Below are 15,743 nucleotides of genomic sequence, written 5' to 3' on the forward strand. Positions count from 1 at the left end.
CTAGACCTGCTCCTCACTCAGCCAGAAGGTATCCGGCATGTAAATGCCGAGGTAGCTCGTAGGATCAAATCCATAGAGGCCCTTCTCAGGTACATTCTGCAATCGCGACGAACGTACGATTGGTTGTAGCGTGCCATTGACAAGTCCGATGGAAAACACCTGCTGGCTGTAAATGCTGAGCATTTTCTGCCAAATTTCTGTCCGCTCCGCCAAATGGCCAGATCTCTGCCATCGTCCCAGCAAATCGGTGAGTTCCATGGCTTCAGGAAGATCCGGTGCCTTGCCCTGGCTGCCATGTGACAGGTAGTACATGCCCCAAAGAGGCCATTGCAATTGGTCGTCCATCGTTGGAGCCAACTGTCCCGGATTCATGTCGGCCGTCGCCACACCATTGTCCATTCCGTACCATATGGACATCATGATCCGACCGCCCATTGCACGGCTGCGGAATATGTCCCGCTGCGAGGTCCGTATAAAAAGCGCAATGCCGATCTTGCGCCAATGATCGGTGACAAGTTCGAGAACATCCGTGTCGACAGAACTTTCGCCCGGTGTCTCGATCGTGATTTCGGCAGGCCTGCCATCAGGTAAAAGGCGGATGCCGTCCTCTCCGCGGTCCTGTAGGCCGGCCTCATCCAGCAGCGCATTGGCTTTATCGGGATCGTGATCGATCCAGGCACTCGCATATTCAGGTTTGAACAGTGGGCTCTCAGGCAGGAGCGTATCCGCGCTGGGGACACCGAGGCCGTAGAATACCGCCATGTTGATCTCATGCCGGTCAATCGCAAGAGACAAGGCTCTTCTTACCCTGACGTCGTGGAACAATGCGCGCCAGACGTCGTCGCCGCAGTTCAAATTGGGCAAGATAGCGACACGCGAACCGCGCGTTGCCTTCCATAGATCAACCTTTATCGGATAGCGATCTTCGGCATCCTTCAAGAATGTGTAGTCGGCAAAATCGATGCCCGTAGCTTGCAGGTCCGTTTCTCCAGCACCTGTCTTGGCCGCAATGATGGAGGATGAACTTACGTTGAGGATAAAGCGATCGACGTAGGGCAGTTGCCTGCCGTTTTCATCCACGCGGTGGAAGAACGGGTTGCGCTCGAAGACAAACTGCTCAGCCGGCGCTGCTGTGGTGTTTCGCCAAGGATCGAGCGTTGGCAGCTCGGGGTTTTCTGGACGGTATGTCCGCGACATCTTGATATGCAGGTCGGCCCATTTCTTCACCCGCTGTTCCTGCATCAAGGCGGAGAGCCTGAATTGATCCTGATATTTCTTGTGAAATCGTTTGAGATAGGCTGACGGTCCGACAAGAACCAGAGGCTGCGGCCCAGCAAGACTTGGTAGAAAGTCCGGATTGGGCTTATCCCAGGAATAGCGGATGGTCCATTCGTCGAGGATTTCGAAGCGTGGAAGGTTACCGTCGACACGCAACACCATGGAGCCACCGCCGGGTGTCAGATCCTTGTTAAGGAGCACGTCGTCCCACCAGTAGCGGAAATCGTCGGTGGTAAAAGCCGAACCGTCGGACCATCTGTGCCCCTCACGAATCGTAAACGTGAACACCGTGTCGTTGTCGGAATGGAACGCCTCGAGAATGTCAGGCTGGAAAACGAGGTGTTCGTCATATCCGATCAGCCGCGCGTAGCCATAGATCGTCATGAACCGAATATCTTTTGCGCTGCCAATGATCGTGCGAACCGTTCCACCATAGCGGCCGGGCGTGCGGCCCATTTCCTTGAGGCCGACAATGCGCGGCCTTTTTGGTAGTCGCTCAACAAGAGGTGGCAAGCTGCGGGCCCGAAGTTGATCAGCCAGATACTCAGGTTCAAGCTCCCGATCGGCTGCTTTACCCATGCTCGGCATCAGCGCCCAACCCATCGCAGCCAGGCTGGTGCCAAGTACGGAGCGGCGGCTTACCACGACCGTAGCTCCCTTGCGTCGGCGTTGCGCCGAGCCAGGACAAGATGGCCACCGCCAAGATCCGCAGGTGCAAGCGTTTCGGTGCCGCCTGTGAATTGTGAGCCCCAGGCCTGCTTGTTCGATGTATCGTTAGCCTTCAAAGTATCAAAGTCGAGCGGTCTGTCGAGATCGGGGAAAGGAATGGCCGCAAGAAGCGAGCGCGTATATGGGTGGACAGGATCGCGCAGAATTATCTCACGGGGAGCAATCTCCACAATGCGCCCCGCGTACATGACGGCAATGCGGTCAGCCATGTAATCGACAACAGCGAGATTGTGCGAGATGAAGAGGTAGGTCAGGCCTAGTTCTTTTTGGAGGTCCTTGAGGAGATTGAGAATTTGCGCCTGCACCGAAACATCAAGGGCCGATACAGGTTCGTCGCAGATTAGGAGTTGGGGGCCAAGTGCCAGGGCCCTTGCGATGCCGATCCGTTGTCGCTGGCCGCCGGAAAAGCTGTGGGGATAGCGATTGAGAAATCGCTGATCGAGGCCTATCGCCTGCATGAGCGCGCGTACCTTCTTCAGACGATAGGCACTATCGCCAAGCCCGTGTATCTCCAACGGCTCGCTGAGGATGTTCTGCACGGTCATGCGCGGCGAGAGCGATGAAACCGGATCCTGAAAAACCATCTGCATGCGGGTGCGCAACTGCATGAGTTCGGCACCCTCTGCTTTGAGGACATCGATCTTGCCCCTGCCGTCGTCGAAAATGACGGAGCCACCGTCAGGCGTGACAGCGCGCATCAGGATCTTGCTCACGGTCGTCTTGCCGCTACCGCTCTCGCCGACGAGGCCGAGACATTCACCGCGCTTGATGTCGAAGCTGATGCCGTCCACAGCCTTAACCAGGGTCTTGTCCTGCTTGCCGAAAAGGCCAGACTTGCGAATACCATAGGTTTTTACCAGATCCCGGACAGACAGGAGAATCTCCGGAGCGTTTTCAACCGGTTTCTTCTTAGCCCAAAGTGTCTCCGAATTGACCGGAACTTCGCGAAGAGCCTTCAGGCGCTCGCCGGGTTTCATGTCGAAATGCGGAACGGCAGCCATCAGACCTTTCAGATAGGCATGTTGCGGTTTTCGGTAGATGGCTCCGACGGTACCTGCTTCCATTATTTCGCCGTGATAAATGACCACCACCTCGTCTGCCATATTTGCGACGACGCCAAGATCATGCGTGATGAGAAGCATTGCCATGTTCAGCTTGTGCTGAAGATCACGTAGCAACTCCAGAATCTGCGCTTGAATCGTTACGTCGAGCGCCGTCGTCGGCTCGTCGGCGATAAGCAGGGCAGGGCGGCAGATTAGCGCCATAGCGATCATGGCGCGCTGTCGCATTCCTCCGGATAATTCGAAGGGATACATATCATAGGTCCGGCTTGGCTTGGCGAAGCCAACGAGCCCGAGCATCTCCTCGGTTTTGAAGCGGCGCTCGTCCTTTGTCGATTCAGTATGGATCGCCAGGACCTCGCTGATCTGATTGCCCACAGTGTGCAACGGCGAAAGCGAAGTCATTGGCTCCTGGAAGATTTTCGCCATGCGACTACCGCGCAACGCGCGAATTTCAGGTCCGTCGCGCGATAACCTCAGGATGTCGGTACTCCTGCCGTCGACTGGATCCGTGAAGAGAATTTTGCCAGTCACCTTGGCGGTATTTGGCAGGATTCCCATGACCGACTGGCTGATCACAGACTTGCCGGAACCGGACTCACCCACAAGGGCTGTCACTTTTCCGGGCAGGACGCGGAGGTTCACGCCCCTAACGACCTCTAACCGCCCACCAAGCATCGAAAAGGAAATGCCCAGATTTTCAATACGCAGCAGATCAGTTTCGGACTTCATGCCAGTCAATCGTTCCCTCGGAGCCTTTTGTCAGCTGCTCACTTGAATTTGAACCTATCGTACGGCTTCAGGCGAGTCTAGTTGGCTCTATATGGCGATGCCGCTGTGTCTGTTGAAGCTAAAGGGCGTCTGAGTGCACCCGTTGGGACAAGGGCGCATCCCGCCAACGTATGGTCCCCACCGCATGGGATGGGTTCAAGAAGAAACTTGGAGAGAGTTCCTACACGCACGCCTTGCGTCGCCAATTTGGGCCAATCACCACGGCCTCGCTGTCACGGCGAGCGGTCAAACGGAAGAACAGTCGAAACGATCGGAAAGTCGATGATCAGAAAGCGGGGCACACACCAGTGCCCATCACATCCTCGCAGCGCGGCGAGCGGCGAAAATTATCGTAGTAAAGCGTCCACTCGGTTGTGTCGGCGGCTCTATAGGGGCCAAACTTAAAATACTGGTTTGCACCGAGACCCTTGTCGCCGTGGCCAATGTGGCCCTTGACCGTTACGACCCACTTGCTGTTGGCGTAAATTTCGACATGACCCGACCCGTCGGGACCCGGCTTCGTATAGATAGCGAAATCAATCCAGCCGCTGTCCGGTGACGGTATCTTATTGCCACGGTCGATCACTGTAATCGCGTTCGTGCAACTGTTGAACTGGCTTCCGTCTTGAGGCGTCCAGTTCCCGTCCGTTGCGACAAGCGCCCGCATCTGGTTCGTGTCCGGTCGATACCACACCGGTGTCTGGGCGTCGCCACAGGCCTGAACCGTGGTCGCGCCCTCCGCTTTTGCCGGTGGCACATAATTGGTCTCGACGGTGGCGAATAGCTTACCGTTATTGAGACGCAGCGCCAGGAAAGGGCTGAAATCACCGACGGCATCGGGTCCAATCTCACGCTTCCACTGTGCGATGAGATAGCGATGGTCGCCTTCCGGGATCGGGTCGCCAAACTTGACCGCGAAACCGTACCAGACACCCTGCGTATAGGGTACGCGCCGATCGGTTTTCTCCCATATCTCGGCCCGCTCGCTGCAATTCTTTTTCACATCCGGGCAAAATGGCTTTACGCTTAGCTTCAGTGCGCCCGTACCCGTCTGTTTGACTTCCGACTGAAACTCGAAGGTTCCCGCCCGCTGCTCGAAATTCTTGCGATAATAAAGCCCGCCGCTTGCAGCAAAATCCGTGCCGTCAAACCCGTCGAAGAGCATATCGGCATTTGGCTCTGCGGCCGCACCGGCTAGATTGAGGCTGGTGGCGAGAAAAGCCATGGTGAGGATCTTTCCGGTCATTGCATGAATTTGTCGATCATGGGACGCCGGTCCTGAGTTTTGCCGTCGCGGTGCAACAGCATCACCTGCTCCGCATCCGACAGGCCGTCGTAGGTAACCTGATCATAGGCGTCATCCAACTGTCCCGTCTGTTCGGAGGATTTCGGCAATAGAACCGTAACTTTCTGCCCAACCCCGCGCAATTTTTCCTCACCCAATGTGACCCAATCGCCGCCACAATAGGTTGCAAATGCTTGGCTGGCGATGACCTCACGCGAATATTTCTTGGTTAGACCCTGCAGCCGCTGAACCTCGTTAACTGCAGACCCAAAAGCCGAGAAGGTCAGCCGGTCTTTGAGGCCGACATTGCCAAACATGACGTTGCCGACATGCAGACCGATACCGTAGCGAATGTCGCCAAGGCCATCGCTACGCCGTTCCTTGTTGAGTTCAGCGACACGTGCCTGCGCCTTGAAGACCGCGTTCAGAGCTGTCTGGCAGGCGATCTTCGATGGATCCTTGTGACGACCGCAGGGATAAACCGCGAGAAAGCCATCGCCCATGAAGCTTAGAATTTCTCCGCCACCGCGATTGAATGGCGCTGCGATTGCATCGAAAAAATGGTTGAGCGTATCGATATACGCCTGCCTGCCTTCTTTTTCCGCCAGCACGGTCGACTCGCGCATGTCTCCCATGACGAGAGCTGCGCGAATAGTGTCACCATCGCCGCGCCGAATCTGACCGTTCAGGACGCGCTTGCCCGCATTGCCACCGAGATATGTTGTCAGCATGTTATCGGCAAGTTTGCCCAGGACGGCCATTTTGGCGGCAACGGCGAGATGATTCTGCAACCGCAAGAGCGCGGCGATCATGGCATCGCTGAATCCTTCCTTGCCGTCTGTTGACCATGAGCCCATCATTCCCTGCGTCGACTGACCACCGAAAGGCTGCAGGAAAGCCAAATAGTCGGTGACCCCCTCGGCCTTGAGTTCATCGAGGACGGGAAACTCATGGGGGCCGTCGACATCGATTCGCCGGCGCAGATGCTCCAGATTGTTGCTGAGAAGGTAAAAATAGGGGCTCAGCAGGAATCTCTCCGGTTTTCCGGCAGGGTCATGCCGGTAACCTTCGACGCTCATGCCACTTGAACGTTTCCAAGTGAATCCCAACGCGTCATAAAGGGGGTGCAGCATAGAGAATGACAGGTTGACACGAGCTATTGGCAGCCCTGCGGCGGCGATGCGCTCACAGAACCCGCGCACGATCGTTTCCAGGTTTTCACCAGCAAGCGAAGTTTGCGTGAGCCAGTCAGCAACCTTGTCGAGAAGTATCGTCGATACGTCAAATTGGGTCGTGCTCATCCGTCGTCCTTGCAAATGCGAGCCACGTCCACTTTGCACGCACGGTCTTTCTCCTGACAAGAGTGCTAAGAATCGCACACAATTGGCAGAAAACAGGGAAAAGATGAGCGAATCGGGCAATTGTGTCAACGCTGGCAGCAAATGCGCCAGTAGTCATGCTCTTACCGGTCCGAGTTGCTCAGGCGGGCAGTTGGTGGGCGGTCCTCTAGCGGTCACTGTTGAAATTTTCAAATGGGCATTTCACCGATCAGAAACAATAGGCGATTGTCACTGATTGCGAGCACAGCACGACAGAACCCACCGTCGTACTCGCTTGACACCCAACTTCAGAGCGGTCATCTAAACGCCAACCCGCAACGGTGTTTGACTTGAAGAGAATGTCTTGGCCACTTCTGCTTTTCTAGAACTCTCTGGTAAAATCGAGACACGGCGTGCCCACGCCGGTGTCATTGGACTTGGTTATGTCGGGCTACCGTTGGCCATCACGCTTGCGCGCAGCGGCTTTTCTGTAACTGGTTTCGATATCGACCCAGGCAAAATCATCGCACTCGACGCCGCGAACTCATATATCGAAGCGGTTACGAATGCGGCTCTTGCAGAGGCAATGGCCACCAAGCGGTTTGTTTCGACCGCCGACTTTTCAACGCTGTCAAAGTGCGACGTGATCATCATCTGCGTGCCGACGCCATTGTCAAAACACCGCGACCCCGATCTCTCTTTCGTTGAGCAGACGTGCCGCTCGATTGCCGCCTCGCTGCGGCGGGGCCAACTCGTCGTGCTTGAGTCCACAACCTATCCAGGTACAACGGATGACGTGGTCAAGGTGATCCTGGAAAAGACCGGACTCAAATCAGGCGTCGACTTCTTTCTCGGTTTCTCGCCGGAGCGTGAAGACCCGGGAAATCGCGATTTTCAAACCGCAACGATTCCCAAAATCGTCGCCGGCGATGGCGATGAGGCACGCGAGTTGATGGTAAGTTTTTACGGCGCGGCGGTAAAAACAATTGTTCCCGTTTCGTCGAACGCGACTGCGGAAGCAGTGAAACTTACCGAGAACATCTTCAGATCCGTCAATATTGCGCTCGTTAATGAACTCAAGACTGTCTACGCTGCGATGGGCATCGATATATGGGAAGTCATCGAGGCAGCCAAGACAAAGCCTTTCGGCTATATGCCCTTTTATCCCGGGCCAGGTCTCGGTGGCCATTGCATACCCATCGATCCGTTTTATCTTACCTGGAAGTCACGAGAGTTCGAGCTGCCAACACGCTTCATCGAGCTTGCAGGCGAGATCAATTCTGCAATGCCTCGCCTTGTCGTGGGCAAACTCGCCGAGGCGCTCGACAGGTTTTCAGGCAAGGCGCTCAGCCGCTCTCGAATTCTTGTCATAGGGCTGGCCTACAAGAAAAACGTTCCGGATATTCGTGAGAGCCCATCGCTTCGTCTAATCGAAATCATTGAGGAGCGCGGCGGAAGAGCTGATTATCACGACCCCTTCGTAGTCGAGATACCGGCAACACGCGAACATATGGCACTAAAGGGCCGAAAGTCGGTGGAATTGAATGAGTCTTCTATCAAATCTTACGATGCCGTTTTGATCTCCACTGACCATGATAACATCAACTATGCAGATCTGGCACAATGGGCGCCGCTTATCGTCGACACGCGGAACGTCTTCGCAAGATTGGGTCTGAATTCAGGCCGCGTAGTGAAAGCCTAACCGCCAGTTCGAACGTCAAGAAAGTTTTGCCTTCAAATTGCTGGCGGCCATCGCATAACCGCCCGTTGCTCCGTCGATAAAATGAATATGGTCGCGCTCGCGTGGCGTAGGCACGAAACAGGTTATCAGCGCCGAATCCTGCCGGTGCAGACCATACCGCACTATGCCAGACTCCGATGCCTTCTCGAGTAGCGTTTCTATACGCCGCAAACGCTCTCCATCAATATCGATGGTCATCTTTAGACCATCGTCAAACTTGCGGAAATCCGAGTTCTGTGAAAGCTCGATTTTATAGCGCCTTGGATCGAAACCTCCTGCGGTGAGTCCAAGCCTGTCCAGTGCGAATGTCAATCCAATTTGTCCTAAGATGGCAATTTTCCGCGAAAGACGTTTCGCTGGGGGCGCCGTCGCCCGAGCTTCAGCATCGACACCCTTGACAGTCATAGTGATCGGAGGTCCGTCCCGAGGGAGCGGGTGAGCGCCGCGGCCCTGCTCTGCTGCAACGGCGATGATATCATTCACCAACATCTGAAATTCGTTGGTCGCGCCTGAATTCCCCGGTATGGCAATGATCGAGACGATCTCGCCATTGCGCGCCTGGATAGGTCTCCATCGGCAGGAAAGACCGCTGAGATCGGGCCTGGTCCCGGGGGGAGCAGGTGTGATGGCATACCTGCCAGCCTTCATCTGGGCCTCAGCCCAACTTGATCCGCCTCCTGAAAACATGGCGTAAGAAACGTCAGAACTGACCTCGAAACGCGCGACGCGCACATCAAGACCTTCAGCACGAATATCAGACATCGGAACGATCGCGGCGCGCAGGACCAGATCGATATCATCTGAAACCCAAGATTGCACCGCCGCCAAGGTTTCCCGAGCGAGGGAGGTGGCGGATGAGGGAAGTGCTACCAATGCCCCGTCGCCACCGAACACGAAAGGATAGTTCTTTTTTCCAAGCGCGTTCATCAAAGCAGAAATCACGCTAGCACCGGCCATGTTTACCGCTTTGTAGCGTCCGGCCTCAATTGCTTTGGTGGAATCCACGATATCCGCAATCGCCAACGCCCAATCATCTGGAAGAGACTTGTAGTTGCTAGTCTCGGTGACTCCCGAAAATTGGGTGAAGACCGGAAGCGTATCGTAGAAATCGTTGTCAGGTTCTGTCGCCATGTCTTGGCACTAGCACAATCCTCTGACGCGGGCGACAACTAGTGCAATAATCACGCTGGCTCACAAAAAATCAAGGCACACACCCTATACAATCGCGTCGGCTCTTCAGTCAGCACAAATACAACGATAAATAGCATTGGGATTGTAAATTGTGGTTTATCAACGATGCATTTGTTCATCGCCTTGTGCGGTGGGTAAAGGTCGTGCAACCATATACACGTTACTGATTCTTTGACCCTTAAGAGCGAAACTTTTAAGTACCGATGAAGATGCGGCACATTATGCCCGCCAAGAGGAATGATTCAAGTCCCGATGCATTTTGATCTGGCCCATTTCCCGGACTTCGATGATCTACGTGGCACCGCCAAGCACGCCACCCTTGAATTGCTTATGGAAATCAGGCAGCAAATCGGTTGTCGCCATATTACTCATGTAGGCCACAGCGACCATTCGGGCCCCTATCACCGTCCCGCTCCTGATGTATCTGTGCTGACTACAGTCCCAATGAACTGGATGTTGCGTTACGCGGCCAAGAATTACTTCATGGTCGACCCCGTCATGCAGGTTATGCATTTATCCGCACATGCCCGAACTACGCCCGGAACCATTCGCAATCTTTCGGCCGATACAGAATTGCCTGCAAAGTCTAAACACTTTCTGCGCGACTGCGAGTTGCGGGGACTGGGCAATCTGTATCTGACGGTCGATACCTCCAACGCGCATGGTTTTCGAGGTGTGACGCTGTTCACCTTCGACGTTGGTCCGGAGGATGCGAATATATTTGTCGAGGGGATGCGCAAAAGACTGGCGGCAGTATCTGCGCGCCTGCACAATGTACTTCATGGGAATCGCAACCCAGGTCTCGCCGCCATTGTCGCCAAGCTAGTTACGAAGCGTGAGATCGATTGTCTATATTGGGCCGCAAACGGTAAAACTGACGGCGAGATCGGCGAAATACTGAACATCGCGCGCTGGACGGTGGTTACTTATCTGCAGAACGCCAAGAACAAACTCGGGTGCTCGAACCGAACATCGACGGTCGCCACCGCCCTTGCACTTGGCATCATAGAAATGCCTGCAATTACAAGCCGGTTCTAGGCGCTATTCAGGTGCAGTCAGTTGTGGGAGACGAGCATTATTGAACGCGGCTGCCAGCAATGCCGTGTTGTCTGCGGGGGTTCTGCCGGTGTCGGCGAACCGAATATGATGCAGATCGATTTCGCTTTTTTCGCCTGAAAGTGTCAGTCTGAAATAGGCGTTTACGCCCATATTGCTGAATTCAAGATCGAGCATGACTTTCGGCGTTGAACTCCAGTCAAGCGAGTATTCGCCGCCGAGGCCAAAGGTGAGCGTGTCCGCATGGAAGGTCAGTTCCGTGGCGGAATTGACGATATCGGCGATGTTGCCAAAAAGCTCGCAACGTATGAACGCGATATAATCTGCGACGTCCACAAGGCGAAGATCGTTTATCACCTCGGCAAGATGTGACGATATGATCTCGACGCGTGCAAGGGAGTATTGTGTTCGCTTCATATGGATCCGCTCGATTGACGCAATTCATTTGCGCCTTGCATTAACAAATTGGATAAGCTCGGCCACGGCCTTGTAGAATTCTGGAGCAATCACGTTGTTGACCTGGACCTGCTTGTATAAGGCGCGAGCCAGGGGGATATTCTCGAATATGGGTATTCTGTTTGCTTCGGCGATTTCCCTTATTTTAAGAGCAATGATGTCCTGACCCTTCGCAACTACGACGGGCGCCCCATCTTGCGCCGGGTTGTAACGGAGAGCAACCGAGAAGTGTGTCGGATTTGCGACGATCAGTGTTGCGGTCGGCACCGATGCAATCATGCGCTGTCGCGCCCGGTTTCGGCCCAATGAACGAAGGCGGGATTTCAGCAATGGGTCGCCTTCCGCCTGTTTGTGTTCGTCCTTGATTTCCTGGCGCGTCATGCGAAGCTCGCTGCGCCAATGAATACGCGCCCATGCAAGATCGAATGCTGCAAGAACGGTCACGGCAATCGCGATGGACGCGAGCAATCGCACGATGTGGGCGCGGATGAGCTCAGGCAACTGGCTTGGTTCAGTGATTATCGCATCGACAAAAAAATGGCTGTCTTCGAAGAAAATCATGAAGACAATTATGCTCGCGGCGGCAAACTTGAACGTGGACTTAAAGAACTCGACGCGACCTGCGGACCCGAAAAGGCGCGACCAGCCCTTGGCGACCGAGATTCGCGATGTCTCCGGCTGAATACGGTTCAACACGACACGCGGGGCATTTTGAAGAACAGACGCCAGAATGCCGGCACCTGGAACAAGGACAAGCACCGGCAGCAAGGCCAAGCCCACGGCTCCTCCGATGATTGCGAACAACTCCCTGGCATCGTCGGCATTGTTGAGCCGCCAATCGTCCGATTTGTCGAGCAGCTCGGTAAGAAACGACGCAAGTTTGGCGCCGCTGGGCACAACGACGAATACCATGATGATGAGAAAGGCAATGATTGAGGCGAGGATTGGCGCTTCCCGCGAGAAGGGCAGGTTGCCCTTTTCGATCGCGTCACTGACTTTCTTCTCAGTGGCTTCCTCGGTTTTGCTATCCTTGTCAGCCGCATCAGACATCTGCTAGCGAACCTGCATCACACGCTCGGCTCTTCGGCTGCAAGCTTGAGATCGCCGCGGTCCGCCAACATTATGGCGGTCCGGGCTATGGCGCGCCGTGCTTCGGTCACGGCATTGGCGTTGATATTCGTCTGGTTGGAGAGTTCGGTCTCTACCATGCGGCGTCCGCGCGTCGATAGCGATTGCAGGATGAGTTCCTGTAGTTGCGGCTCGCAGCCGAGCAAAGCCGTTGTGACCACATCGGTCTGGATCTCGTCGAACAGAACGAGCCGTGCTCGCTGCGAAATCCTCACGATATCCTCGAAGGTGAAGAGCTTCGCCTTGATCTTCGCAAGGTCGTCGGCTCCGAGATCCGAGAGTCCGGCCAGCAACTCGTCAATTTCTGACTTCTCAAGCTGGTTTATGATGTTCGCTACCGTGCCATGATGACTTTTTTCAGATTTTGAATTGTCCCTGCCAGTGACTTCCCGCTGCAAGATGCCCTCGAGCATTGCTGAAACCGCTGGGTCGACCTTACGGATATGCAGGGTGCGCTGAATAATGGCGGTTCGCTCGGCTGGACCGAAACGGATCAAGAGCTTTGCCGCTACATCCGACGGCAGGCGAGAAATCACATAGGCGCCTACCTGGGGGTGTTGTGCGTTGAGATACACATGTAAAACATCAGGAGGTATTCTTGGCAACTGGTCCCAGACGGACTCTTGGGTCAACAGTTCGGGACGCCTGTTCTCGATGACAGCGCTGGCCTCATCGGCGGAGAGTGTTTCGCGCAACAGTCCCTCAAAGCGCATCCCTGCTTCCGACACCGGGGCACCATCGGCGAACGCATTTTCAAACTGCTTCACCAACTCTTCGAAATCGCCAGGCGTAATCGGTTCGAGCTTGCGCGCGTGGCCTGCAAGCGAACGCAGATCGTCCGCGGTGAAGTGCTTGAGGAGCCGCGATGCCGACGGCCGCCCGATCGCAACGAGCAAGGCTGCTACCTTCTCCGGTCCAGACAGATCCATGATGGCGCTGCTGCTTTGGGTCGTTTCTTGATCGCTCATGCGGAATAGGCTTCCAGGAGTTATTTAATGGAGTTGATCATGCGCCGCTGCCGATGACTTCTGTCAGGCTGACACCAAACCGTGACGAATCATCTTCCAGAACGATAACCTCGCCGCGTGCAATGACGCGACCATTGACGACGATATCGACGGGGTCGCCAATCTGCTTGTCAAGGGTGACAACGGCGCCGCGGCCAAGCTTCATAAGATTCGCCACCGGCATGGATGTGCTGCCAAGTACGACCTGGACATCGACAGGAATTCCCATGATGAGATCGATGTTCGGCTTTGCACCTGCAGGCTTGTGGCTACGCTGCGGTTCATCACGCTTGAGATCCTCGATGGCTTCGTTCAGCTCGTCTTCGATGGAGTTCTTGTCTGTGGCCATGGTTCAGGAGATCCGGAGTTAGAGGACGGCGCTTGCAACATCGGCACTGCGCACGATGCGGTTGACGAAAACGGGCAGGGTTCTGGCAGGAGCAACGGGAGCAGCATCGGCCAAAACTGCAGGCGCACCAGCGACAAGAGGTGATTGTTGCGCTGGTGTGGCCCGCACTCTGTCATTCAGATCGCTCTTTGCCTGCTCGACGAGATCGATTGCCCGCGCAATCTCGGAACGCACTCGGTCCGAATCACGTAGCCTTGCTTCCAGCCGGACACTTTCGTCGTGGCAGGATTCCCGCTCGGCCTGAAGAATAGCAAGTGCCTGCTGGAGATTGGCAGCGGAACTTGCAACCTGATGCGCCATGACGTGGCTCATGGCGGAAATGCGATTGGCCTTCCGCAGGGCGGCGAGGAAAATGACGAGCGACAATGCGGTCAATATGACCGAAATCATGTTAGCCAGCGGCAAGTTCATCAAGCAGATCCTCTTCTTCGTTGACAGGATCGGTGATCCGGACGGTGAATGCACTTCCGGTCTTGCCAAGGCGGCAGCGATAAAGTGCCTGCTTGCCGCTACGCAACCGCACCTGGTCGATAGCGTCCTTTGGCAGATGCAACACTTGTCCAGGTTGCAGCAGGCTTATCTGCTCCAGCGTCATGGTACCCTGCTGTAGATACGCCTCCACATCGATTCGGGCACGGCTGACTTCGAGCCGCAGCTTCTTGGCCCAGGTTGGGTCAGAATGATGTGCAGGCCGACGCAGCAGGCGAGCGATTGCTTCCTGCATCGGCTTGAAACTCGAGCGTGGGAGGAGGATCCGCAAATAACCTGATCGTCCCGAAACTCTGAGTGCAAGGGTGCAGCAGATCATGCGTGTCTCGCCGAGCGTGGCTGGAGCAAGATGTGCCGCCTCCACAAGCTCCCCGATCTGGAAAAGAGGTTCGCTGGCCCCTGAAAACATGTGATCGAGCGATGCCGTCACCTCGGCAAAGATCTGCCTGACCACGCCAAGATCAACGGAGGTCAGTGGCCGTTTTTCTGCCGCACTATCATTACTCGCACCTGCACCGAAGAGTGCTTCGACGCTGCAATCGACGAAGCCACGGTCAGCGGCGAGCATGAGCTGCGATCCCCACTTTGTGGCCGGTACCATGCCAACGAGTGCGGCACTGCGAACTGCCTCGGCAATTGCCTCTCTTTCAAGCGCCTCAATGCCCGAAAAATCCGTGCCAATTGCGACGTCCGTCCGCGCGGCAATCCTGATGGTGAACGACGCCGCAAGATCACGGAACACCGTTTCCAGCGATTTGAGATCTTCAAGCGACAGACCAGCCGCGCGCAGGATACTGTCGGCGAGCGCATCTGGCCGTTTCTGTTCAGCTTCCCCGTCCATGATCGTCCTATGCCGCTTGCTGCAGGGCGGCAGGGGCCGACGGTGTCAGTGTTTCCTGCTCTACTACATCGATGGAGGGGCGGTCATAGGCCGAAATGGTTTTGCGGCCATACTCAAGCGCGATCTGCGGCAATGCACCATTCATGTAGGCCAGCAATGTCTGCTTGACGATCATGTAAAGCCGGTTCTGCTTTTCGCGTGTAGTCTTTATTTTCGTTGCGATGGGACCAACCACACCGTAGGACAGAAATATGCCGGCAAAGGTGCCGACGAGCGCCGCGCCGATAAGGTGTCCGAGCACCTCCGGCGATTCGTTGAGCGCGCCCATGGCCTTGATCACGCCCAGCACCGCCGCAACGATGCCAAGCGCGGGAAGACCTTCCGACACGCTTACCATGGCGTTATATGGTTTCAGCTTGTCACGCGCGATGGTGTGGATCTCCTCATCCATGAGCGCTTCGATTTCATGTGAACGCGCGTTGCCGATGATGATGAGACGGCAATAATCACAGATGAAATGCGTCAGGTCATGGTTTTTCAAAACGCTCGGGAAGGCTTGGAAAATCGCCGATTCCGTAGGGTTGTCGATATGAACTTCAACCTCGTTACGCGACTTGGCTCGTAGCTCGCGCATCAAAGCATAGAGAACACCTAGAACATCGAGATAGTCCCGCTGTTTGGGGATCTTGTTGGTGAATGCTTCCATACAAGCTCGGCCGGTATCCTTGACCGCTGAGAAAGGATTAGCGACCAGGAAGGTGCCAAGCGCCGATCCCCCGATGATGACGAATTCCCACGGTTGTACGAGCACGGCGACATGGCCACCCATCGCGATAAATCCGCCGAGCAGACATCCCATCGTCACAATGAGTCCAACAAGAATACCCAAGCCACCACTCCTGCACGTTTATGAATATTGGCTAACAGCGTCGGCTTGTGTGAACCTTGCAGAAGATGCGGCTTGGCCCTGTGGCGCTGGTCC

At 55.4% G+C, this 15,743-nt stretch carries 14 protein-coding genes; 2 read left to right on the plus strand and 12 right to left on the minus strand.

The features are described from left to right. The 4 genes from CU100_RS19910 to CU100_RS19925 form a co-directional block, all read right to left on the minus strand. Entirely contained in the window at positions 1-1,923 is a 1,923-nt protein-coding gene (locus CU100_RS19910) for an ABC transporter substrate-binding protein (RefSeq protein ID WP_106718332.1), read from the minus strand. After that, positions 1,917-3,800 carry an ABC transporter ATP-binding protein gene (locus CU100_RS19915; protein ID WP_106718333.1) on the minus strand — a complete coding sequence of 628 codons (1,884 nt, stop codon included), beginning with the start codon at positions 3,798-3,800 and terminating at the stop codon, positions 1,917-1,919. Before CU100_RS19915 ends, CU100_RS19910 begins: the two co-directional genes overlap by 7 nt. A 325-nt stretch (positions 3,801-4,125) precedes the next feature. Next, entirely contained in the window at positions 4,126-5,085 is a 960-nt protein-coding gene (locus tag CU100_RS19920) for a polysaccharide lyase (protein WP_106718334.1), read from the minus strand. Then, complete coding sequence (locus CU100_RS19925) at positions 5,082-6,425, minus strand: adenylate/guanylate cyclase domain-containing protein (protein WP_106718335.1); 1,344 nt, start codon at positions 6,423-6,425, stop codon at positions 5,082-5,084. Before CU100_RS19925 ends, CU100_RS19920 begins: the two co-directional genes overlap by 4 nt. Positions 6,426-6,807: 382 nt before the next feature. Between CU100_RS19925 and CU100_RS19930 the strand changes: the two genes are divergently transcribed. Beyond that, positions 6,808-8,145 (plus strand): nucleotide sugar dehydrogenase, encoded by a 1,338-nt coding sequence (locus tag CU100_RS19930; protein ID WP_106718336.1) that lies wholly within the window; start codon positions 6,808-6,810, stop codon positions 8,143-8,145. A gap of 15 nt (positions 8,146-8,160) precedes the next feature. Here CU100_RS19930 and CU100_RS19935 read toward each other — a convergent pair whose 3' ends face one another. After that, the gene (locus tag CU100_RS19935) at positions 8,161-9,315 is read right to left on the minus strand and encodes a DUF3095 domain-containing protein (protein ID WP_106718337.1); all 1,155 of its coding nucleotides are present in this window, start codon (positions 9,313-9,315) and stop codon (positions 8,161-8,163) included. Between the two features lie 312 nt (positions 9,316-9,627). On the opposite strand from CU100_RS19935, the gene CU100_RS19940 reads away from it, so the two are divergent. Then, on the plus strand, positions 9,628-10,413 hold the full coding sequence (locus CU100_RS19940; RefSeq protein WP_106718663.1) for a LuxR C-terminal-related transcriptional regulator: 786 nt from the start codon (positions 9,628-9,630) through the stop codon (positions 10,411-10,413). Between the two features lie 3 nt (positions 10,414-10,416). On the opposite strand, the gene CU100_RS19945 is transcribed toward CU100_RS19940, so the two are convergent. The 7 genes from CU100_RS19945 to motA are packed head-to-tail and all read right to left on the minus strand — an operon-like array spanning position 10,417 to position 15,650. Further along, the gene (locus CU100_RS19945) at positions 10,417-10,848 is read right to left on the minus strand and encodes a hypothetical protein (RefSeq protein WP_106718338.1); all 432 of its coding nucleotides are present in this window, start codon (positions 10,846-10,848) and stop codon (positions 10,417-10,419) included. A gap of 24 nt (positions 10,849-10,872) precedes the next feature. After that, a complete protein-coding gene (locus CU100_RS19950; RefSeq protein WP_106718339.1) occupies positions 10,873-11,937 on the minus strand; it encodes an EscU/YscU/HrcU family type III secretion system export apparatus switch protein in 1,065 nt (354 codons plus the stop codon). Between the two features lie 17 nt (positions 11,938-11,954). Continuing rightward, positions 11,955-12,983, minus strand: coding sequence for a flagellar motor switch protein FliG (locus CU100_RS19955; RefSeq protein ID WP_106718340.1), 1,029 nt, complete (start codon positions 12,981-12,983; stop codon positions 11,955-11,957). Positions 12,984-13,020: 37 nt separating this feature from the next. Beyond that, complete coding sequence (gene fliN, locus CU100_RS19960) at positions 13,021-13,371, minus strand: flagellar motor switch protein FliN (protein WP_106718341.1); 351 nt, start codon at positions 13,369-13,371, stop codon at positions 13,021-13,023. Positions 13,372-13,389: 18 nt separating this feature from the next. Then, entirely contained in the window at positions 13,390-13,842 is a 453-nt protein-coding gene (locus tag CU100_RS19965; RefSeq protein ID WP_146141882.1) for a BAB2_0123 family type IV secretion system effector, read from the minus strand. Further along, a complete protein-coding gene (locus CU100_RS19970; protein WP_106718343.1) occupies positions 13,823-14,761 on the minus strand; it encodes a FliM/FliN family flagellar motor switch protein in 939 nt (312 codons plus the stop codon). Before CU100_RS19970 ends, CU100_RS19965 begins: the two co-directional genes overlap by 20 nt. Positions 14,762-14,768: 7 nt before the next feature. Continuing rightward, positions 14,769-15,650 carry a flagellar motor stator protein MotA gene (gene motA / locus CU100_RS19975; protein ID WP_106718344.1) on the minus strand — a complete coding sequence of 294 codons (882 nt, stop codon included), beginning with the start codon at positions 15,648-15,650 and terminating at the stop codon, positions 14,769-14,771. Positions 15,651-15,743 lie beyond the last annotated feature (93 nt).

This window comes from Phyllobacterium endophyticum (genome assembly GCF_003010935.1).
Taxonomy (GTDB): Bacteria; Pseudomonadota; Alphaproteobacteria; order Rhizobiales; family Rhizobiaceae; genus Phyllobacterium; species Phyllobacterium endophyticum.